This window comes from Pseudomonas sp. K2I15, from assembly GCF_002204795.1.
In the GTDB taxonomy this organism is placed as follows: Bacteria; Pseudomonadota; Gammaproteobacteria; order Pseudomonadales; family Pseudomonadaceae; genus Aquipseudomonas.
This window is the reverse complement of the sequence record NZ_NIXO01000021.1, coordinates 62,576-82,488: the sequence shown is the minus strand read 5'-3', so window position 1 is coordinate 82,488 and position 19,913 is coordinate 62,576. Positions and strand designations below refer to the sequence as shown.

16 protein-coding genes are annotated in these 19,913 nt (G+C 63.1%); 11 read left to right on the top strand and 5 right to left on the bottom strand.

What is annotated here, in order from left to right; translation table 11 throughout:
* Nucleotides 1-2: 2 nt before the first annotated feature.
* Nucleotides 3-875 (top strand): thioredoxin, encoded by an 873-nt coding sequence (trxA, locus tag CEC48_RS14960; protein ID WP_088424445.1) that lies wholly within the window; start codon nucleotides 3-5, stop codon nucleotides 873-875.
* Nucleotides 876-878: 3 nt separating this feature from the next.
* Here trxA and CEC48_RS14955 read toward each other — a convergent pair whose 3' ends face one another.
* The gene (locus CEC48_RS14955) at nucleotides 879-1,226 is read right to left on the bottom strand and encodes a hypothetical protein (protein ID WP_088424444.1); all 348 of its coding nucleotides are present in this window, start codon (nucleotides 1,224-1,226) and stop codon (nucleotides 879-881) included.
* 135 nt (nucleotides 1,227-1,361) lie between these two features.
* Between CEC48_RS14955 and CEC48_RS14950 the strand changes: the two genes are divergently transcribed.
* The 5 genes from CEC48_RS14950 (at nucleotide 1,362) to CEC48_RS14930 (ending at nucleotide 5,429) form a co-directional block, all read left to right on the top strand.
* On the top strand, nucleotides 1,362-1,973 hold the full coding sequence (locus CEC48_RS14950) for a DUF2796 domain-containing protein (RefSeq protein WP_088424443.1): 612 nt from the start codon (nucleotides 1,362-1,364) through the stop codon (nucleotides 1,971-1,973).
* A gap of 150 nt (nucleotides 1,974-2,123) precedes the next feature.
* Nucleotides 2,124-2,834 carry an ABC transporter ATP-binding protein gene (locus CEC48_RS14945; protein WP_088424442.1) on the top strand — a complete coding sequence of 237 codons (711 nt, stop codon included), beginning with the start codon at nucleotides 2,124-2,126 and terminating at the stop codon, nucleotides 2,832-2,834.
* Between the two features lies 1 nt (nucleotide 2,835).
* Complete coding sequence (locus CEC48_RS14940; RefSeq protein WP_088424441.1) at nucleotides 2,836-4,101, top strand: ABC transporter permease; 1,266 nt, start codon at nucleotides 2,836-2,838, stop codon at nucleotides 4,099-4,101.
* 11 nt (nucleotides 4,102-4,112) lie between these two features.
* Nucleotides 4,113-4,634: a DUF3299 domain-containing protein gene (locus tag CEC48_RS14935; RefSeq protein ID WP_088424440.1), complete on the top strand. Its 522-nt coding sequence runs from the start codon at nucleotides 4,113-4,115 to the stop codon at nucleotides 4,632-4,634.
* 96 nt (nucleotides 4,635-4,730) lie between these two features.
* Nucleotides 4,731-5,429 carry an OmpW family protein gene (locus tag CEC48_RS14930; protein WP_088424439.1) on the top strand — a complete coding sequence of 233 codons (699 nt, stop codon included), beginning with the start codon at nucleotides 4,731-4,733 and terminating at the stop codon, nucleotides 5,427-5,429.
* Between the two features lie 166 nt (nucleotides 5,430-5,595).
* Here the strand turns inward: CEC48_RS14930 and CEC48_RS14925 are convergent, their stop codons facing one another.
* Nucleotides 5,596-6,480, bottom strand: coding sequence for a sugar nucleotide-binding protein (locus CEC48_RS14925; RefSeq protein ID WP_088424438.1), 885 nt, complete (start codon nucleotides 6,478-6,480; stop codon nucleotides 5,596-5,598).
* Between the two features lie 334 nt (nucleotides 6,481-6,814).
* Here CEC48_RS14925 and CEC48_RS14920 point away from each other — a divergent pair, with 334 nt between their 5' ends.
* On the top strand, nucleotides 6,815-11,095 hold the full coding sequence (locus tag CEC48_RS14920) for a DEAD/DEAH box helicase (RefSeq protein ID WP_088424437.1): 4,281 nt from the start codon (nucleotides 6,815-6,817) through the stop codon (nucleotides 11,093-11,095).
* A 135-nt stretch (nucleotides 11,096-11,230) separates the two neighbouring features.
* Here CEC48_RS14920 and CEC48_RS14915 read toward each other — a convergent pair whose 3' ends face one another.
* Nucleotides 11,231-13,345, bottom strand: a complete 2,115-nt coding sequence (locus tag CEC48_RS14915; RefSeq protein WP_088424436.1) for a mechanosensitive ion channel family protein — start codon at nucleotides 13,343-13,345, stop codon at nucleotides 11,231-11,233.
* A gap of 264 nt (nucleotides 13,346-13,609) precedes the next feature.
* Here CEC48_RS14915 and CEC48_RS14910 point away from each other — a divergent pair, with 264 nt between their 5' ends.
* From CEC48_RS14910 to CEC48_RS14895, 4 genes are all read left to right on the top strand, one after another.
* Nucleotides 13,610-14,812: an MFS transporter gene (locus CEC48_RS14910; protein ID WP_088424435.1), complete on the top strand. Its 1,203-nt coding sequence runs from the start codon at nucleotides 13,610-13,612 to the stop codon at nucleotides 14,810-14,812.
* Nucleotides 14,813-15,022: 210 nt separating this feature from the next.
* Nucleotides 15,023-15,799 (top strand): endonuclease/exonuclease/phosphatase family protein, encoded by a 777-nt coding sequence (locus CEC48_RS14905; protein ID WP_088424434.1) that lies wholly within the window; start codon nucleotides 15,023-15,025, stop codon nucleotides 15,797-15,799.
* Nucleotides 15,796-17,094 carry a cardiolipin synthase ClsB gene (clsB, locus tag CEC48_RS14900; protein ID WP_088424433.1) on the top strand — a complete coding sequence of 433 codons (1,299 nt, stop codon included), beginning with the start codon at nucleotides 15,796-15,798 and terminating at the stop codon, nucleotides 17,092-17,094. The genes CEC48_RS14905 and clsB overlap by 4 nt, the downstream gene beginning before the upstream one ends.
* Nucleotides 17,072-18,052 (top strand): lysylphosphatidylglycerol synthase domain-containing protein, encoded by a 981-nt coding sequence (locus CEC48_RS14895; protein ID WP_088424432.1) that lies wholly within the window; start codon nucleotides 17,072-17,074, stop codon nucleotides 18,050-18,052. Before clsB ends, CEC48_RS14895 begins: the two co-directional genes overlap by 23 nt.
* Here the strand turns inward: CEC48_RS14895 and CEC48_RS14890 are convergent.
* On the bottom strand, nucleotides 18,039-18,791 hold the full coding sequence (locus CEC48_RS14890; RefSeq protein WP_088424431.1) for a S9 family peptidase: 753 nt from the start codon (nucleotides 18,789-18,791) through the stop codon (nucleotides 18,039-18,041). The two genes, CEC48_RS14895 and CEC48_RS14890, sit on opposite strands and share 14 nt — an antisense overlap.
* The gene (locus CEC48_RS14885) at nucleotides 18,781-19,890 is read right to left on the bottom strand and encodes a DUF3182 family protein (RefSeq protein ID WP_088424430.1); all 1,110 of its coding nucleotides are present in this window, start codon (nucleotides 19,888-19,890) and stop codon (nucleotides 18,781-18,783) included. The genes CEC48_RS14890 and CEC48_RS14885 overlap by 11 nt, the downstream gene beginning before the upstream one ends.
* Between the last annotated feature and the right edge of the window lie 23 nt (nucleotides 19,891-19,913).

Genomic DNA, 19,913 nt, shown 5'->3' with positions numbered 1-19,913 from the left:
CCATGAGTGAGCCCACGCCGTACATCTTCGACGCCACCACCGCTACCTTCGACCAGGCGGTGATCCAGAATTCCTTCGAAAAACCCGTGCTGGTGGATTTCTGGGCCGAGTGGTGCGCGCCGTGCAAGGCGCTGATGCCGATGCTCGCGCAGATCGCAGAGAGTTATCAGGGAGAGTTGCTGCTGGCCAAGGTCGATTGCGACGCCGAGCCGGACGTGGTCTCGCGCTTTGGCATTCGCAGCCTGCCGACCGTGGTGCTGTTCAAGGATGGCCAGCCGGTGGACGGGTTTGCCGGTGCGCAGCCCGAATCCGCCGTGCGCGCGATGCTGGAGCCGCACGTGCAGATGCCGCCGCCCGCCGCTGCCGATCCACTGGAACAAGCCCAGGCGTTGTTTGCCGAAGGCCGCATCACCGACGCCGAGGCCGTGCTGGTCACCCTTCTCGGCGAAGACAACACCAACGCCGCCGCGCTGATCCTGTACGCGCGCTGCCTGGCCGAACGCGGTGAGCTGAGCGAGGCGCAAACCGTGCTCGACGCGGTCAAGAGCGATGATCACAAGGCCGCCCTGGCCGGCGCCAAGGCGCAGATCACGTTCTTGCGCCAGGCCGCCGACCTGCCGGACGCCGCAGACCTGAAAGCCCGCCTGGCGCAAAACCCGCAGGATGACGAGGCGGTGTATCAACTGGCCGTACAGCAACTGGCGCGCCAGCAATACGACGCCGCGCTGGATGGCTTGCTCAAGCTGTTCACTCGCAACCGCAGCTACAGCGAAGGCCTGCCCCACAAGACGCTGCTGCAGGTGTTCGAATTGCTCGGCAACGATCACCCGCTGGTCACGGTTTACCGCCGCAAGCTGTTCGCCGCGTTGTATTAAGCCTTACTCGATCCAACTGTACAGCGGCGTATCCCCGCCGCTGGCCACCTTGACCTTGGCACTATGGCGCAGGCGCACCAGCAGGCGCTTGCCCGCCGAGGCGCTGCCGGCCAAGCCTTCCAACTGATCAAGCAATTCAAGCCCGTTGAGTTGCCCGGCCTTGCGCAGCAAGTCCTGGGCGGCCTGCCACAGGCTCTCGTCCAGATTACCCGCGGCTGGCGCCACCACGGGCTCGGCACTCGGTGTTTTACCGGCCTGCAACTGCGCGCCCAACCGGGCCCAGTCGCTGTCGTCCAGCTCCAGGGTCAAGTCCACCGGCAGGTCGCCGACGGTTCCACGAATTCTCAACATCGCACTCACTCCCGCACTTTTCTGACGAGCATGCTCCCACGCGTCTTGCGCTACGCCAAGCAGGCGGTCAAACTCCTCGCAAAATTGTTATAAGATCACATAACAAAACTTTCATCTTTGTTCGGGAGCTCCACCATGCGCCATTTGCTGCTCGCTTTGCCGTTTGCCCTGTTGCCACTGGCCATCGCCCAGGCGGCCGACGAGCACGACCATGATCACGAGCACGGCAGCCTCGGCGCCCACGAACACGGCGTGGGCCGCCTCAACGCGGTGCTCGACGGCCAGGCCCTGGAGCTGGAACTGGACAGCCCGGCGATGAACCTGGTGGGGTTTGAACACCTCGCTACCACGCCTGCCGACAAAGCCAAGGTCGCCGCTGCGCGCAAACAACTTGAGCAACCTTTGGTGCTGTTCAGCCTGCCCAAGGCCGCCGGTTGTGTGATCAGCACCCAGGAACTGAACAGCCCGCTGTTCGGCGACAAACCTGAAGCCGACCATGACGAAGACGATGACGACCACGCCACCGATGGCAAAGGCGCCGCCGCCCACGAACATCACCACGACCACAGCGAAATCCACGCTCACTACCAGTTCACTTGCGCCACGCCGACTGCGCTGAGCAACCTCGACCTGACCCAGGTGTTCAAGACCTTCCCCGCCACCCAGAAAATTCAGGTACAACTCATTGGCCCGAGCGGCCAGCAGGGTGTGGAGGCGACCGCGCAGGCAGCTACCCTGAAATTCTGAGTTCATGCCCCGGTTAATGTGGGAGCTGGCTTGCCTGCGATGGCATCGCAGCGGTGTTTCAGAAATACCGAGGCGCTTGCATCGCAGGCAAGCCAGCTCCCACATTTGATCAGTGTCATCATCCAAATCGAGCCAGACCACTGATTTCCTATGACCCAAGCACTTATCGAACTGTCTGACCTGGGCTTTAACTGGCCCGGTCACCCACAGTTGCTGGACATCCCGACGTTTCGCCTGGAGCCGGGCGAAACCCTGTTCCTCAAGGGCCCCAGCGGCAGTGGCAAAACCACCCTGCTGGGCCTGTTGGGCGGCGTGCAAAAGCCCAGTCACGGCAGTATTCGCCTGCTGGGCCAGGAACTGACCGAGCTGTCGGCCGGCGCCCGCGACCGTTTTCGCGTCGACCACACCGGTTACATCTTCCAGCAGTTCAACCTGCTGCCGTTTCTCTCGGTGCGTGAGAACGTCGAACTGCCCTGCCACTTCTCCAAGCTGCGGGCGCAACGGGCGATCCAGCGTCACGGCAGCGTCGACCAGGCCGCCGCGACCCTGCTCGCTCACCTGGGCCTCAAAGACAAAAACCTGCTGGAACGCCGCGCCGACTCCCTGTCCATCGGCCAGCAACAACGGGTGGCCGCCGCCCGCGCGCTGATCGGTCAGCCGGAACTGGTGATCGCCGACGAGCCGACCTCGGCCCTGGACTACGACGCCCGGGAAGCCTTCATTCAGTTGCTGTTCGCCGAATGCCGCGAAGCAGGCGCCAGCCTGTTGTTCGTCAGCCATGACCAGAGCCTGGCGCCGCTGTTCGACCGCAACCTGTCGCTGGCCGAACTCAATCGCGCCGCCACGCCCGTAGAGGTTTGAGATGTATTTGTTTCGACTAGCCATGGCCAGCCTGGCTAACCGCCGCTTTACCGCGATCCTCACCGCCTTCGCCATCGCCCTGTCGGTGTGCCTGTTGCTGGCGGTGGAACGGGTACGCACCGAAGCCCGCGCCAGCTTCGCCAGCACCATCAGCGGCACCGACCTGATCGTCGGCGCGCGCTCCGGCTCGGTCAACTTGCTGCTGTATTCGGTGTTCCGTATCGGCAACGCCACCAACAATATTCGCTGGGACAGCTACGAGCACTTCGCCGCCAACCCGCAGGTGAAATGGGCGATCCCGATTTCCCTCGGCGACTCCCACCGTGGCTACCGCGTGATGGGCACCAACGAATCCTACTTCGAACACTACCAATACGGCCGCCGGCAGAACCTCGAACTGGCCAGCGGTCGCGCCTTCGCCACCGACCCTTTCGAAGTGGTGCTCGGCGCCGAAGTGGCCGACGCGCTGCATTACAAGCTCGGCGACAAGCTGGTGCTGGCCCACGGCGTGGCGGTGGTCAGCCTGGTCAAGCACGATGACAAACCGTTCACCGTGATCGGCATCCTCAAGCGCACCGGCACCCCGGTGGACCGCACGCTGCACATCAGCCTCGGCGGCATGGAAGCGATTCACATCGACTGGCACAACGGTGTGCCGGCCCAGGGCAAAGGCCGCATCAGCGCCGACCAGGCCCGCAATATGGACCTGACGCCGCAAGCCATCACCGCGTTCATGCTCGGCTTGAATAACAAGATTTCCACCTTCGCCCTGCAACGGGAGATCAACGAATTCCGTGGCGAACCGATGCTGGCGATCCTGCCGGGCGTGGCGCTGCAAGAACTGTGGAGCATGATGGGCACCGCTGAAAAGGCGCTGTTTGTGATCTCGCTGTTCGTGGTGCTGACCGGTTTGATCGGCATGCTCACCGCGATCCTCACCAGCCTCAACGAGCGCCGCCGGGAAATGGCGATCCTGCGGTCGGTGGGCGCGCGGCCCTGGCATATCGCGACGTTGCTGATCTTCGAAGCCTTTGCCCTGGCGTTGTCGGGCGTGATCGCAGGTGTGGGACTGTTGTACGTGTGCATCGCCGCGTCTCGCGGGTATTTGCAGGCCAATTACGGCCTGGACCTGCCGCTGTCGCTGCCAAGCGAATATGAATGGACCTTGCTCGGCGGTATTCTCGTCGCAGCGCTGCTGATGGGCAGCGTGCCGGCCTGGCGTGCCTACCGGCAATCGTTGGCCGACGGCCTGTCGATACGGTTATGAGGAAAGTGTTGATGCGTCGCGTCGTGCTTGCGTTGTTACTGCTGGTGGCCCTGCCCGCGTGGGCTGAAGACCAGCCCAAGGACCTGTCCTGGCAGGAGATGATCCCGCCGGACGCGCCACCGGAAATCCCCAACATGAAACCGCTGCACGACCTGTCGGGCATGGCCGATGCGCTGTCGGTGGAGTCTGCTCCGGCCGCCAAGCAAGACCTGCCCAACGCGCCGGTGGTGCAAAGCCTTAACGGCCAGCACATCCGCCTGCCGGGCTATATCGTGCCGCTGGAAGTCAGCGAAGAAGGCCGTACCACGGAGTTTCTGCTGGTGCCGTATTTCGGCGCCTGCATCCACGTGCCGCCACCGCCGTCGAACCAGATCGTGCACGTCAAAAGCGAGATCGGCGTGAAGCTCGATGAGCTGTATCAGCCGTACTGGATCGAAGGCCAGATGCAGGTCAAACCGTCCAGCAGTGAGCTGGCCGATGCCGGCTACCAGATGGATGCCGACAAGATCTACGTATACGAACTGCAGGAGTAGCACGTTATTACCGTTTCATTGAGCTGAGTCAAAAGCCCAGCCGGAACGATCTTTACCATTGGATGTATCTCTTTACATACATCCTCTGGAGCTCCCATGAACAAGTCCCTGCTCGGCGCGTCGCTTGTCGCGCTCGCCCTCGTCGCCCCCATTGCCCACGCTCACGAAGCGGGCGACATCCTGATTCGCGCCGGTGCCATCACCGTTAACCCGAAAGCGGACAGCAGCAGTGTCAAGGTTGACCAGGGCCCACTGGCCGGGACCAACCTGGGCGGCAAGGCGACCATGAGCAGCGACACCCAGTTGGGCTTGAACTTCGCCTACATGCTCACCAGCCACTGGGGTATCGAACTGCTGGCGGCCACGCCGTTCGAGCACGATGTGAAGATCAAAAACACCGCACTGGGCGCCGCCAACGGCAAGCTCGGTACGCTGAAGCACCTGCCACCGACCCTGAGCGTCGTGTACTACCCGCTGGACAGCAAATCGGTGTTCCAACCGTATGTAGGCGCCGGTATCAACTACACCTGGATCTACGACGAACACGTCGGCAGCCAGGCCCAACAGGCGGGCTTCAGCAACTTCAAGGCTGAAAACTCCTGGGGTTGGGCCGCGCAAATCGGTGCGGACTACATGATCAACGACAAGTGGATGATCAACGCCCAGGCGCGCTACATCGACATCAGCACCAAGGCCACCGTGGACAACAACGCACTGGGCCAAGGCACCCGCGCCAAGGTCAACGTGGATGTTGATCCGATGGTGTACATGGTTGGTATTGGCTACAAGTTCTAAACACGCTTTAAGCAACGCCGCCTAACGAAATGTGGGAGGGGTTTGTGTGGGAGCTGGCTTGCCTGCGATAGCATCACCTCGGTGTAACTGACAAACCGAGTTGACTGCATCGCGGGCAAGCCCGGCTCCCACACAAACCCCTCCCACATTTTGCTTTGTATTGTTTTCAGCTATGCCGGTAAAACCGATCGAGCAACGCTGGCAACCCGGCCCGCCAGGCCCGCGGCTTGATGCCGAAGGTGTGGAGGATTTTCTTGCAGGCCAGTACCGCGTGTTGCGGTTCATCGGCTGCATCCGGGCGGGCTGCGTGAGCCTGGGCGGTCGGGGCTTCCACGGCCAGCGGGTGGAAGTTGCGCGCTTCGGTCAGGATCGCCTGCCCCAGCGCCAGCGGGGTGGTCGCCTCGTGGCCGGCGTAGTGGTAGGTACCCCACAACGGCGCTGCGCAATCGAGTTGCTTGAGCACGGAGATGATCACCCGCGCGGCGTCGTCCACCGGCGTCGGATTGCCCCGGCGGTCGTCGGCCATCGGCAGTTCGTCAGGTTTTTCGGCACGGGCCAGGAAGCGCCCGAGTGTGCCGTCAACGCTGTCGTCCAGCAGCCAGCCAAAGCGCAACAGCACATGCTGCGGGCAGGTGGCGCGTACGCTCTGCTCGATGCGCCACAACGCCTGGCCACGCAGGCCTAGCGGTACGGGTTCGTCTTTTTCGCTGTAGGCAGTGGCGCGGGAGCCATCGAACACCCGGTAGCTGGACGGTTGCAGCAAGGTGATGCTGTGGTGCTGGCACAGTTCGGCCAGGCGCTCGATCGCGTATTCCTGGGCGGCCAGACGCGTTTCGCTGACCGTCTCCGCCTGAAACCAGTCGAAGTAGTAGGCGAGATTGATCAAGGCATCGGGACGGGTGTCGTCGAGCAGTTGCGTGAGACTCGCGGCATCCCAGCCGTCTTGGGGCGGTTTGGGTGCGAGGAAACCAATGTCTTCCTCCGCACCGAGGCGAATCAGCGCCTGCCCGAGGGCATTCCCGCCGCCCAGTAACATAAGGCGCATTCGCATAGATTGAGCAGGCCCGGTCTGTTTGGAACGATGGTTATTATCGGCAGGCTTGTGAGCCATGCCGTTGGCATTTGCCAGAATCGTTGCATTTTGCGGGTTTGTAGCGCAACCGTCACTTATAAAGTGCGCCGCCCATTACGGCCTGGGTGCTTTAGGTAGAGAGAGCCTTTTGTGGCGAGGGAGCTTGCTCCCGCTGGAGTGCGCAGCGCTCCCGCTTTTTTGGGGCCGCTACGCAGCCCAGCGGGAGCAAGCTCCCTCACCACAGCAAGCGCCCTCGCCACAGGGAATGCGTGCCGGGGTTGCAAGTTCACCGGGCCGGCCGCATAAATTGGGTATGAACCTTCCTGAATCAACGGACACGGTATTGAACGGTTTCCATCCCGCTGTCAGTGCCTGGTTTCGCAGCACGTTCCCGTCGGTGACCGCCGCCCAGGCCCAGGCGTGGCCGCTGATCCGCCAGCGCCGCTCGACGCTGATCGCCGCGCCCACCGGCTCCGGCAAGACACTGACCGCGTTTCTCGCCGTGCTGGACGACCTGGTCCATCAAGGCCTGGCCAATGGCGGCCAACTGCCAGACCAGACGCTGGTGGTCTACGTTTCGCCGCTGAAGGCGCTTTCCAACGACATCCAGATCAACCTGCAAAACCCGCTGGCCGGGATCACCGACCATTTGCAACGCCTGGGCCTGCCGCCGCTGGCGATCCGCACCGCCGTGCGTACCGGCGACACGCCACAGAAAGACCGCGCCCTGATGCGCAAGCTCCCGCCGCACATCCTGGTCACTACCCCGGAATCCCTCTACGTGCTACTGGGCTCGGATTCCGGCCGCCAGATGCTCGCCAGCATTCGCACGGTGATCGTCGATGAAATCCACGCCATCGCCGCCAGCAAACGCGGCAGCCACCTGGCCCTGACGCTGGAGCGCTTACAGGGTTTGTGCAGCGAACCGCTGACCCGCATCGGCCTGTCGGCTACGCAAAAGCCCATCGAGGCCGTATCGCGCTTTCTGGTGGGCACCGACCGCTCCTGCGAAATCGTCGACATCGGCCACGCGCGCCCACGGGACCTGGGTATCGAAGTCCCGCCGGTGCCGCTGTCGGCCGTCATGGCCAACGATGTGTGGGATCTGGTCTACGACCGCCTCGCCGAACTGGCCAGGCAGCACCGCACCACGCTGATTTTCGTCAACACCCGGCGCCTGGCCGAACGCCTGGCCCGGCACTTGAGCGAGCGACTGGGCAAAACCGCCGTCGCCGCCCACCACGGCAGCCTCGCCAAGGAACTGCGCCTGGACGCCGAACAACGGCTCAAGGCCGGCGAGCTGCAAGTGCTGATCGCCACCGCCTCGCTGGAACTGGGGATTGATATCGGCGATGTTGATTTGGTGTGCCAGATCGGCTCGCCCGGTTCGATCAACGGTTTCCTGCAAAGGGTCGGACGCTCCGGTCACCAGGTGGGCGGCACGCCCAAAGGCCGGTTGTTCGCCACTACCCGCGACGACCTGATCGAGTGCGCCGCCCTCCTCGACTGCGTGCGCCGGGGCGAGCTGGACACCTTGCTGATCCCGGTCGCACCGCTGGATGTGCTGGCCCAGCAGATCATCGCCGAGGTCAGTTGCCAGGAATGGCAGGAACACGCGCTGCTCACGCTGATCCGCCGCGCCTCGCCCTACGCCGAGCTGGATGAACGTCACTACCAGGCGCTGTTGCAGATGCTCGCCGAAGGCTACAACGGCCGCCAGGGCATCCGCAGCGCCTACCTGCACCGCGACGCCATCACCGGCACCCTGCGCGGCCGGCGTGGCGCCAAACTCACCGCCGTGACCAGCGGCGGCACCATCCCCGACAACGCCGACTACAGCGTGCTGCTGGAGCCGCAGAGCCTGAACATCGGCAGCGTCAACGAAGACTTCGCGGTGGAAAGCATCGCCGGGGATATCTTCCAATTGGGCAATACGTCCTACCGCATCCTGCGGGTGGAAACCGGCAAGGTGCGGGTCGAAGACGCCCACGGCCAGCCGCCGACCATTCCGTTCTGGCTCGGTGAAGCGCCGGGGCGCAGTGCCGAGTTGTCGTTCGCCGTGGCGCGTTTGCACGGGCAACTGGACGAGCTGCTGGGCGCAACGCCCGGCAACCTGCAACCGGCGCTCGACTGGCTCATCGGCACCCTCGGCCTGAACCTGGCCAGCGCCGAACAACTGGTGGACTATCTGGCGCGGGCGCGGCTGGCCTTGAGCGCGCTGCCGTCCCAGGACACGTTGATCATGGAGCGGTTTTTCGACGAGTCCGGCGGCACACAACTGATCATCCACACGCCGTTCGGCAGTCGCATCAACCGCGCCTGGGGCCTGGCGTTGCGCAAACGTTTTTGCCGCACCTTCAACTTCGAACTGCAAGCCGCCGCCAGCGAGGATGCGATCGTGTTGTCGCTGTCCACCAGCCACAGCTTTGAGCTGGACGAGGTGTGGCGCTACCTGAACAGCAACACGGCGGAGCACATCCTGATCCAGGCGGTGCTGGATGCGCCGCTGTTCGGCGTGCGCTGGCGCTGGAATGCCGGGGTGGCGCTGGCGCTGCCGCGTTACACCGGCGGGCGCAAGGTGGCACCGCAGATCCAGCGCATGAAGAGTGAAGACCTGATCGCCAGCGTGTTCCCCGACCAGATCGCCTGCCTGGAAAACCTCGCCGGCGAGCGCGAAGTGCCCGAGCATCCGCTGGTGGAACAAACCCTCGACGATTGCCTGCACGAAGCCATGGACAGCGAAGGCTGGCTGGCCCTGTTGCGGCGCATGGAGCGTGGTGAAATCCGTTTGATCAGCCGCGACCTGCCGGCGCCGTCACCTTTGGCGGCGGAGATTCTCAGCGCCCGCCCCTATACCTTTCTCGATGACGCGCCGCTGGAAGAGCGCCGCACCCAGGCTGTACTCAATCGGCGCTGGAGCGACCCGCAAAGCACCGACGACCTCGGCGCGCTGGATGCCGAAGCGATTGCCGGTGTGTTCGAAGAAGCCTGGCCCGCGCCCAATGGCCTGGACGAGATGCATGAAGCGCTGATGAGCCTGGCGTGCGTCGCCGAATCCGAGGTCACACCGCAGTGGGCCGAATGGCTGCACGCCCTCGCCGACGGCGGGCGCGCCAACCGTTTGCAGACCGGTACCGACCAGGCCGTTTGGGTGGCCGTGGAACGTCTGAGCTGTTTAAAGGCGATCTACCCGAATGACCTGCCGCTGTTGCCCGGTTTCGATGAGCCCTGGACCTTCGACGATTCGCTGGTGGAAGTGCTTCGCGCGCGCCTGAGCGGCTTCGGCCCGCTGGCCTTGATCGAGATCGCCGCGCCCCTGGCCTTGCCGGTGGCCGACGTGTCACAGGCACTCGCGCGACTGGAAAGCGAAGGCTACGTGCTGCGCGGCCGTTTCAGCCCCGGCGCCAGCGAAGAACAATGGTGCGAACGCCACCTGCTGGCGCGCATTCACCGCTACACGGTCAAGCGCCTGCGCCGGGAAATCGAGCCGGTGGCGTTGCAGGATTTCATGCGGTTTCTGTTCGACTGGCAGCACCTGTCAGACGGCACTCGCGGCCAGGGCAGCGCGGTGTTGCCGCAAATTGTCGCGCAGTTCGAAGGGTACGCCGCTGCTACATCGGCCTGGGACAGTGATTTGCTCAGCGCGCGGATCAAGGATTACGCGCCGAGCTGGCTGGACGACTTGTGCCGCAGCGGCAAGGTGGTGTGGACACGCCTGAGTAACAAAGCCGGCGCAACGGCCCTGCGCAGCACGCCGGTGGTGCTGTTGCCCCGCAGCCAGGTGCCAGTGTGGAGTGGACTGACCGAGGCGCCTGACAGCACCGATCTATCGCCCAAGGCACAGAAAGTCCATCAAGCGCTGCGCGAAAACGGCGCGCTGTTTTTCGATGAATTGATCCACGACGCCCATCTGTTGCGCAGCGAACTGGAAACCGCCTTGCAGGAACTGGTGGGCGCCGGGCTGGCGAACGCCGACAGCTTCGCCGGCTTGCGCGCCCTGACCACGCCCGCGAGCAAACGTCAGGCCCGCAGCAGTCGGCGCGGGCGCGGTGCGTTTGTGGGCGGGATGGACGATGCCGGGCGTTGGGCCCTGGTGCGGCGTGCGCCGGTGGCAGACGGCACGCGCCCGGCGGCTCACTCGGCCGAGACGTTGGAACATGTGGCGATGACCTTGCTGCGCCGCTACGGCGTGGTGTTCTGGCGCCTGCTGGAGCGTGAGGCGGATTGGCTGCCCAGTTGGCGGGAATTACTGCGCACCTTCCATCGGCTGGAGGCCCGGGGCGAGATTCGCGGCGGGCGGTTTGTCAGTGGCCTGGCGGGGGAACAGTTTGCGTTGCCGGAAGCGATCCCGCTGCTGCGGGAAGTTCGGCGACGACCTCATGATGGAAGCTTGATTGCGGTGTGCGGCGCCGATCCGCTGAACCTGGTGGGCACGTTGCTGCCGGGAAGCAAGGTACCGGCGTTGAGCGGCAATCGGCTGGTGTACCGGGATGGCTTGCCGGCGGCGGTGGAGATTGCCGGCAAGCAGCAGGTGTTGCTGGAGCTGGAACCACAGGCGGCCGGGTTGGTGCGGGAGAAACTTATCAGGCACTGACTTGTGTAGCGCCCGTAATGACGCCTTCGCGAGCAAGCCCGCTCCCACATTCGACCGAGTTCCACATTTGAAATGCGGTCGAATGTGGGAGCGGGCTTGCTCGCGAAGAGGCCGGCACTGCCAACACAAAACTATTTATTGGGTTCTTGGCTGCTCCGTCAGCACCACCGAAGAAGGCACCTCTTCTTCCGGCTCATCCACCTGCTGCCCGACCCGCTGCGGCACCATCACCTGCTGTGGATAAGTTTGCGCGAAGTGGACGAAGGCGCAGTTATCCACAAGCTTTTTCAGCCGCTGGTTAAACGCCCTGCTCACCGCATATTGCCCGCCCGACACCGTACGGAATTGCGCCGTCAGCACCACGCCGTTGAGGTCCATCTTGTCGACGCCAAATACCTCCAGCGGCCCTTGCAGGTTGTACTTGAGGAACACGTCGTCGCGGATCGACTGCCCTGCCTCACGAATCAACTCCACAGCCTTGTCGACGTCGGTGTCGTAGGTGAACTGCACCGAGAAGAACGCATAGGCGAATTGCCGCGACTGGTTGGTGACCGCCTTGATCTGCCCGAACGGCACCGAATGCACAAACCCCTTGCCGTCCCGCAGGCGCAGGGTGCGGATGGTCAGGCCCTCGACGGTGCCGGCGTGGCCGGAGTCGAGCACCACCCAATCGCCAATCGACAGGGTGTCTTCGATGATGATGAACAGCCCGGTGATCACATCCTGCACCAGTTGCTGCGAACCAAAACCAATGGCCAAACCGACCACCCCGGCACCCGCCAGCAGCGGCGCGACGTTGATCCCCAGGTTGGCCATGGTGGTGATCGCGCAGATCACCACCAGGATGATTTTCACCGCGTTGCGCAGCAGCGGTAGGATAGTTTTCACCCGCGTGCTGGGTTGGCGGCTGGAGCGTTTGTTGACCGGGGGTTTCAGCGCTTCCTGAATCGCCGTGTCGAGCACCACCCAGAACAGCCAGGTCATCAGCAGGATCAAACCAATGCTGCTTAACGAATCACTGATCGCCCGGCCCACCGAGTTGCGCTGGGCAAACTCGAACAGCGAAACGCCCCAGATACGCCCGAGGATTTCGATAAAGGCAATGGCCATGACGATGCGCAACAACGCGTGCAACAAGCTGAGAAAGCGTTCCTTGTAGGCACTGCTGCGCTGTATCGCGACCGTACTGCGGGCCTGGAACAGGTGCTGCAATACCGTGCTGAGGAACACCGTGCCGATCAGCAAAATCGTGGTGAACAGCGCACAGCGCAGTGCCTTTTGGCTGTCGTCGCCGGCGCCGATCAGGTTGATGGCCGAGACCAGCACCATCAGCAAAATCGGCCAATACCACAGCCCGGAAAATACCCGCAGTGATTGCTGCACCGCCGGGTGTTTCAAGCGCTGGGCCAGGGGCCGGTTGCGGATCAGATGCGCCACCGGACGGCGCAGGCGAATCACCAGCATGCCGAAGATCACCGAGGCAAACAGCCCGGTGAAGATCGCAACGCTGGAGGTGATGTTGCCCCCCAATTGGCGGGCGATCTGCGGGCTGGTCAGCGCATCACTGAGGGCGGCGAGGAAGCCGATCAGGAACAACGGCTTGGGGCAGTAGTCACGAATAATCTGCACGGCCGGGCGCTTGTGGCCGACGTTGAACATGACGATGACGCACAGCAGGATCGAGGTGGAGAAAATACCGCTGCTGGTGGCGTAGGCAAAACACAACGCCAGCGCACGACCCACCGAGGTGGGCAGGAAATGGCTGACGTAGAGCGTTAACGGCAGGCAGATCAAGGCCGGGGCCGTGTAAGGAATCAGGTAGCCCAGTAACGCCTGAAGGCGCTGGCGCGGTGCGATATGCCGCTGCCGGCTCAGGCGCTTGACGATAAACCGCCCGAGCAGCGTCAGCACGGCGAAGGCGCCGATCCATACCCCGGATAACAACAGGAAATCCCCGGCCATGCTCCATGAGGAACGTTCAGACGGCTGGTTTACCAGCTTGTCCACCTCATCCGCCGCCCGATCCGCCCGCAGGCGCCAGGCGTCGACCAGGTTCTGGTTGAGGTCGAGTTTGTTTTGCACATTATCGATGCTGGAGCTGATGGCCCCGAGCAGGCCGCCTTCCACCAGCAGTTCCGGCTGGGCCTGGGCGGCAGGCGCTGGAGCCGTAGGGTCGGTGGCCGCTTGCAGCGCGCCACTGCCGCAAAACAGCAGCGTGCCGAGCAGTAGCGCAGTCTTTAAATTCAACAAAACACCGGGCTCCTTCAGAAGGGTCTGTAAGTAACTGACGGGGTTTAATCCTGATCGTTCCCCCGCTCCGCGAGGGAATGCAGCCTGTGACGCTCGTCGTCACGACCTCAAGGCAGACACGGAGCGTCCAAGCGGCATTCCCACGCAGAGCGTGGGAACGATCTTTGCGCGAGGATCAAATATCAAATGCCAATACCTGTCTTTTTCCGCATAAGCCAACACCCGAGACTGCGCTCCTGATTGAAACCCACCGGAGTTGCAGCCATGCCCATCGCCTTGCTCGCGCTGACCCTCAGCGCTTTTGCCATCGGGACGACCGAGTTCGTCATCGTCGGCCTATTACCCACCATCGGCGCCGACCTTGGCGTAAACCTGCCGTCCGCCGGCCTGCTGGTCAGCCTCTACGCCCTGGGCGTGGCCATCGGCGCGCCGGTGCTCACCGCCCTGACCGGCAAAGTGCCGCGCAAATTGCTGCTGTTGTCGCTGATGGTGCTGTTCACCCTCGGCAACCTGCTGGCCTGGCAAGCGCCGAGTTATGAATCGCTGGTATTGGCACGGATCGTCACCGGCCTGGCCCACGGGGTGTTTTTCTCGATTGGCTCGACCATCGCCACCAGCCTGGTACCCAAGGAAAAAGCTGCCAGCGCGATTGCCATCATGTTTACCGGCCTGACCGTAGCATTGGTGACCGGCGTGCCGCTGGGCACGTTTATCGGCCAGCATTTCGGCTGGCGCGAAACCTTCCTCGCCGTCTCGGCCCTGGGCTTGATCGCGTTTATCGGCAGCCTGCTCTATGTGCCGAAAAACATCGCCCACAGCAAACCGGCGTCGCTGTTGCAACAACTGCAGGTCCTGAAACAGCCAAGGCTGCTGCTGGTGTACGCCATGACGGCGGTCGGTTACGGGGGATCGTTCATCGCATTCACTTACCTTGCGCCAATCCTTCAGGACATCTCCGGCTTCAGCGCCGGCACCGTCAGCCTGGTGCTGTTGGTGTACGGCATCTCGGTGGCCATCGGTAACATCTGGGGCGGCAAGCTGGCCGACAAACGCGGCCCGATCAGCGCCCTGAAAATCATCTTCGTCCTGCTCGCCGCTGTGTTGTTTGTGCTGACCTTCACCGCCGGCAATCCATGGCTGGCCCTGGCCACCGTGCTGGTGTGGGGCGCGGTCGCCTTCGGCAACGTGCCGGGCTTGCAGGTGTACGTGGTGCGCCAGGCGGAACATCACACGCCGAACGCGGTGGACGTGGCCTCGGGCCTGAATATCGCGGCGTTCAATTTGGGGATCGCCGGTGGTGCGTGGGCCGGTGGCTTGATCGTCGCCCACATGGGCTTGATCCACACGGCGTGGATTGGTGGCTCGGTGGTGCTGGTGGCCTTGGCGCTGACGGCCTGGAGCGGCCGACTTGACCGGTTGGGGCCGGTGTATGCCGAGAGTTCGACCCGCGTGGTTGGCGGGCACTGACCCCGCTTTTCTGTAGGAGCAAGCTTGCTCGCGATGGACGTTAACGATGACGCTGGCACCCTGAATGAACGCGGCGCTCTCAGGTTCTTCGCGAGCAATCTCGCTCCTACAGTGGGCATGTGCCGTCTGTAAGGGCGCCGAAACTTTCTTACGATCATCGCAGTCATCCAAAAACGGAGGTCACTCGACACCCAACCCACGGGAGCAACCATGACCCACCCGGAGCTGATGCCGACCACACCCACCGAAGCCATCACCCGCTTCAGGGTGCTGACGGTCAATACCCACAAGGGCTTCACCGCGCTCAACCGGCGTTTTATCTTGCCCGAGTTGCGGGAGGCCATTCGCAGCGTGGCCGCCGATGTGGTGTTCCTGCAGGAAATCCACGGCACCCACGAGCACCATCCCAAGCGCTACAGCAACTGGCCGAGCATGCCGCAGTACGAGTTCCTCGCCGACAGTATCTGGCCGCAGTTCGCTTACGGCCGCAACGCGGTGTACCCACATGGCGACCACGGCAATGCGTTGCTGTCGAAATTCCAGATCATCCGCTACGACAATCTCGACATTTCCCAAAGCGGCCACGAAAGCCGTGGCCTGCTGCATTGCGTGCTGCGCCTGCCGGGTAACGTGCAGGACGTGCATGCCATCTGCGTGCACTTGGGGTTGCGGGAGGTGCATCGCCAGCAGCAACTGCGCCTGATCGCGCAGCGGATCGCCGAGATTCCAGCTGACGCGCCAGTGATCGTCGCTGGCGATTTCAATGACTGGCGCCAGCGGGCCGATCTTGCCCACTGCGGGCTGCGGGAAGTGTTTATCGAAACCCAGGGCAAGCCGGCCCGCACGTTCCCCGCGCGCCTGCCGTTGCTGGCGCTGGACCGTATCTATGTGCGCAACCTCAAGGTACATCAGCCGCAGGTGCTGACCAGCCGTCCGTGGTCGCATTTGTCTGACCACGCGCCGCTGTCGGTGGAGATCGAGTTATGAACAGCGCGCCGCTGGAGAAGGTCGCGGTGGAACATATCGCGACCGATCAACCGCCGGACGACGCAGTGGCCCGGGACCTGGATTACGGCTGGCAGAGCGGCAATCAAATTGAGTTGCTGGAGAACGGCGAGGCCTACTTCCCCAAGGTGTTCGAGGCGATGCGCCAGGCCCAACGGGAGATCTTGCTGGAGACCTTTATTCTGTTTGAAGACAAGGTCGGCCACGAGCTGAAAGGCATTTTGATTGAGGCGGCGCAGCGTGGCGTAAAGGTGGTGGCCAGCCTTGATGGCTTTGGCTGTGGCGAGCTGAGCCCGGGGTTTCTCGGTGAGCTGAGCCAGGCTGGCGTGACCGTGCAGATGTTCGACCCGGCAACCAAGACGCTGGGCTTTCGCACCAACTGGTTTCGCCGCCTGCACCGCAAGATTGTGGTGGTGGATGCCACCGTGGCGTTTATCGGCGGGATCAATTTTTCGGCCGATCACCTGGGGGATTTTGGCCCCGAGGCCAAGCAGGATTATGCGGTGCAGGTGCAAGGCCCGGCGGTGGCCGACCTGCATCATTTCGCCCTCGCACAAAGTGGCCGGCGTGTGCGCAAACGGCGCGGCTGGCGGCGCGAGCAGCGGCCGTCGCCATGGGCTGCGGGTGACGGCGATGGCTTGGTGCGGCTGATTTACCGGGACAATCTGCAACACCGTACCGACATCGAGGAAGCCTACCTGCACGCTCTGCGCAAGGCCGAGCGGCGGGTGGTGATTGCCAACGCCTACTTCTTCCCTGGCTACCGCTTGCTGCGGGAAATCCGTAACGCCGCGCGGCGCGGTGTGCAGGTGCAATTGATCATGCAGGGCCAGCCGGATGTACTGCTGGCCAAGCTGGCGGCACGCATGCTGTATGACTATTTGCTCAAGGAAGGCGTGGTGATCCACGAGTACTGCCAGCGCCCGTTGCATGGCAAGGTCGCACTGGTGGACGAGCAGTGGAGCACAGTGGGATCGAGCAATCTTGACCCGCTGAGCCTGGCGCTGAACCTTGAAGCCAATGTGTTGATTCGTGATCGAGGGTTCAATCAGCAGTTGTTCGAACGCCTGGAATACCTGAGTCAAAACCACTGCAAGACCATGCCGGAGAACCGCACGCCTCGCGGCTGGTTCTGGCGGGTGACGGTGGGTTTTGTGGTGTTCCATGTGCTGCGGCATTTTCCATCATGGACCGGCTGGCTGCCGGCCCATAAGCCCAGGTTGAAACCCTTCGTTCACGAGGAGCGCCCGGACCATGACCCAAGCCCGCACGGCTGAAGAAAGCGCCCATCCTGGCTTTTTTAGGCGCTGGAAAACGCCGCTGACGGTGGTGTTTTTCCTGGCGCTGATCGTGTTGTTCACCCTGCTCGCCCGGCGTATCGACTGGAGCGAGGTGTTCGACACCTTGGGCGATTTCAAGCTGCGCACCTTGCTCATCGCAGGCGCGCTGACGGTGTGCAGTTTCCTGGTGTATTCGTGCTTCGACCTGATCGGCCGCACCTACATCCGCCAGCCGTTGGGGTGGAAGCAGATCCTGCCGGTGGGCATCATCAGCTATGCCTTCAACCTCAACCTGAGTGCCTGGGTCGGTGGCATCGCCATGCGCTATCGGCTGTATTCACGGCTGGGGGTGAGCAGCGGGAATATCGCGAAGATCCTCGGGTTGAGCCTGGCCACCAATTGGTTTGGCTACATGGCGATTGCCGGTGCGGTGTTCAGCAGCGGGCTGGTGACGTTGCCGCCGGGGTGGAAGCTCAGCAGTGGCGCGCTGCAAGGCGTGGGCGTGCTGCTGGTACTGGCGAGCCTGGGTTATCTGCTGGCTTGCCGCTTGTCGAAAAAGCGCGCGTGGTCGGTACGCGGGATTGAAATCAGCCTGCCGTCGCTGCGCATGGCCGTGTTGCAGTTGGCACTCGGCGCGCTGAACTGGTCGCTGATGGCGGCGGTAATCTTCACGCTGCTGCCCAAGCAACTGGATTACCCGGTGGTGCTCGGCGTGTTGTTGATCAGCAGCATCGCTGGGGTGGTCACGCATATCCCGGCGGGGCTTGGGGTGCTGGAGGCGGTATTCATTGCCCTGCTGCAGCACGAAGCATCGCGCGGTAGTTTGCTCGCGGGGCTGATCGCCTACCGCGCGGTCTACTTCATCTTGCCGCTGCTGGTGGCCCTGGTGATGTACCTCGCGGTGGAAGCCAAGGCCAAGGCGCTACGGGTGAAGAAGACGCCTAAGACTGAATGATGCTCAAGCGCTCGCCCACCACCATCTCGGTGATCCAGTCCACCAGGATCGAGGTGTAGGCCTGCTGGGAGATAGGGTCGCTCAGGGAATGGTCGGCGCCATCGATAATCCGGTGGGTCAGCGAGTGCGTCTGCTGGCACGCGGCGCGGTAACTCATGATGGTGGCGTGGGGCACATGATCGTCGGTTTCGGATTCGACGATCAGCACGTCGCCGGTAAACGCCGCGCAAGCATGCAACGCACGGTTGGTTTCGGCCTGCACAAACGTGCCGCGGTAATCCATCAAGTCGGCTTTATCCAAGTCGCGCTTGGGCTTTAGCCATTCCTGGTCGCGGTACAGCGCCGGCACCCGCAGCGCCAGCCAGCGCACGGGGCGAAGCGAGGTGAGGATGGCCGCCAGGTAACCGCCGTAGCTGGTGCCGACCACCGCCACCGCCGAGGTGTCGATGGCCGGGTGTGACAGCAGGCGGTCGTAGGCGGCGAGCAGGTCGCGCAGGTTGTCTTCGCGGGTGACGCGGGACAGCGGAATACCGTTGCCGGCGTGGCCGCGCAGGTCGAAGGTGAGGCACACACAACCAAGCCCGGCGATGCCCTTGGCGCGCTCCAGGTCACGCTCCTGGCTACCGCCCCAGCCGTGCACAAACAACACCCCCGGCACTTTCGATTTGGGACTGAGGAAGGTCCCGCTCATCTGTTCGTCGTCGATATCAATAGCGATGGTTTCGCTTCTAGCCGTCATAAGAGTTAACCGTCACGTACTTGAGAAGAAAGTCGCTGTTTTCCGCCGGGCCCCGGTACACCTCGATCGCGTCAGCCGGCAGTGGCTGATCGACATAGGTTTCTACCGACGACACATGAATCGCCCGCAGCCCGGGGTTGTTGACGAAGCTTTGCAGCGCCGCGACTTCCGCGCTGCTGGCCCCGCCCATGCGCCAGGATTGCTCCAGCACGCCACTGCGGCGTTGGCCGTCGCTGTCCAGGCCTTGGGCGATGTCGTAATTGCGCCGCGAGGCATAGAACCCCGGGTAGGCCTCATCGGCCGCGTTATCGAAAGCCTGCGCTTGTTGGATGGCCAGGCGTACGTCATCGGGCAGGTCGAGCTTGAGCAGGTCTTCGTAGTAGCCCTGAACCACCAACAGGTTGGAACCACCATAGACCTCTTCGCCCTGCCCGTCCTGCGTCAGGTATTGATCACCGCAGTAGCTGATGACGTGCTCGCCGATAAAGCTCTGGCCGACGCTGTGGGTGACCACATCGTGCAGGTCCTGCTCCAGCACCACACCCTCGGTGAACAGTTGCGCCGCATCGGGCCGCGCGAGGATTGCGTCAAATTCGTCGAGGCTGCGGATCACTTCCTGGCCGCGCCCGGCGCAGGCGTGCACGGGCTTGAGGCGGATCGGCCCGGTGTACAGCAAATGGGTCGCCGCCGGCCGCGCGTCTTCCAGGGCATGCACACTCAAGCCATCCAGCACTACATTGCGGATGCGCTCGGAAAACAGCGGCGACCAGCCTTCGGGGGCAACCGCGGCTTTGTTCAGCAGGCCGTGGCTGATGGCCTTGGTGCAGATGAAATCGTGGTCGACATAACCGCCCCACAAGTCCTCGGGGCCTTTGACACCCAATTGCCGCGCCTGGGCCGCGCCGACCAGCGTCTGAGTGGGTAACAGGTAGAGGTCGCGCCCACTGTGCAGCTCAGGGTTATAGCTGCCACCGTATTTGAGCCCGAGGATGTGCGCCAGCCAGCGGGCCAGGGCGCGGTTGGTTTCGACTTCGTGCAACGGCGCGTCTGCTCGAATTGAATGCGCCACCACGATTTTTTTGCGATTTGTCGGGGTCATGCGTCCCCCTTGGCTGTCCTGCC

Excerpts from the sequence above, each read along its gene's own strand:
- trxA (WP_088424445.1), top strand. The coding sequence starts at position 3 with ATGAGTGAGCCCACGCCGTACATCTTCGACGCCACCACCGCTACCTTC.
- CEC48_RS14955 (WP_088424444.1), bottom strand. The coding sequence starts at position 1,226 with ATGTTGAGAATTCGTGGAACCGTCGGCGACCTGCCGGTGGACTTGACC.
- CEC48_RS14950 (WP_088424443.1), top strand. The coding sequence starts at position 1,362 with ATGCGCCATTTGCTGCTCGCTTTGCCGTTTGCCCTGTTGCCACTGGCC.
- CEC48_RS14945 (WP_088424442.1), top strand. The coding sequence starts at position 2,124 with ATGACCCAAGCACTTATCGAACTGTCTGACCTGGGCTTTAACTGGCCC.
- CEC48_RS14940 (WP_088424441.1), top strand. The coding sequence starts at position 2,836 with ATGTATTTGTTTCGACTAGCCATGGCCAGCCTGGCTAACCGCCGCTTT.
- CEC48_RS14935 (WP_088424440.1), top strand. The coding sequence starts at position 4,113 with ATGCGTCGCGTCGTGCTTGCGTTGTTACTGCTGGTGGCCCTGCCCGCG.
- CEC48_RS14930 (WP_088424439.1), top strand. The coding sequence starts at position 4,731 with ATGAACAAGTCCCTGCTCGGCGCGTCGCTTGTCGCGCTCGCCCTCGTC.
- CEC48_RS14925 (WP_088424438.1), bottom strand. The coding sequence starts at position 6,480 with ATGCGAATGCGCCTTATGTTACTGGGCGGCGGGAATGCCCTCGGGCAG.
- CEC48_RS14920 (WP_088424437.1), top strand. The coding sequence starts at position 6,815 with ATGAACCTTCCTGAATCAACGGACACGGTATTGAACGGTTTCCATCCC.
- CEC48_RS14910 (WP_088424435.1), top strand. The coding sequence starts at position 13,610 with ATGCCCATCGCCTTGCTCGCGCTGACCCTCAGCGCTTTTGCCATCGGG.
- CEC48_RS14905 (WP_088424434.1), top strand. The coding sequence starts at position 15,023 with ATGACCCACCCGGAGCTGATGCCGACCACACCCACCGAAGCCATCACC.
- clsB (WP_088424433.1), top strand. The coding sequence starts at position 15,796 with ATGAACAGCGCGCCGCTGGAGAAGGTCGCGGTGGAACATATCGCGACC.
- CEC48_RS14895 (WP_088424432.1), top strand. The coding sequence starts at position 17,072 with ATGACCCAAGCCCGCACGGCTGAAGAAAGCGCCCATCCTGGCTTTTTT.
- CEC48_RS14890 (WP_088424431.1), bottom strand. The coding sequence starts at position 18,791 with ATGACGGCTAGAAGCGAAACCATCGCTATTGATATCGACGACGAACAG.
- CEC48_RS14885 (WP_088424430.1), bottom strand. The coding sequence starts at position 19,890 with ATGACCCCGACAAATCGCAAAAAAATCGTGGTGGCGCATTCAATTCGA.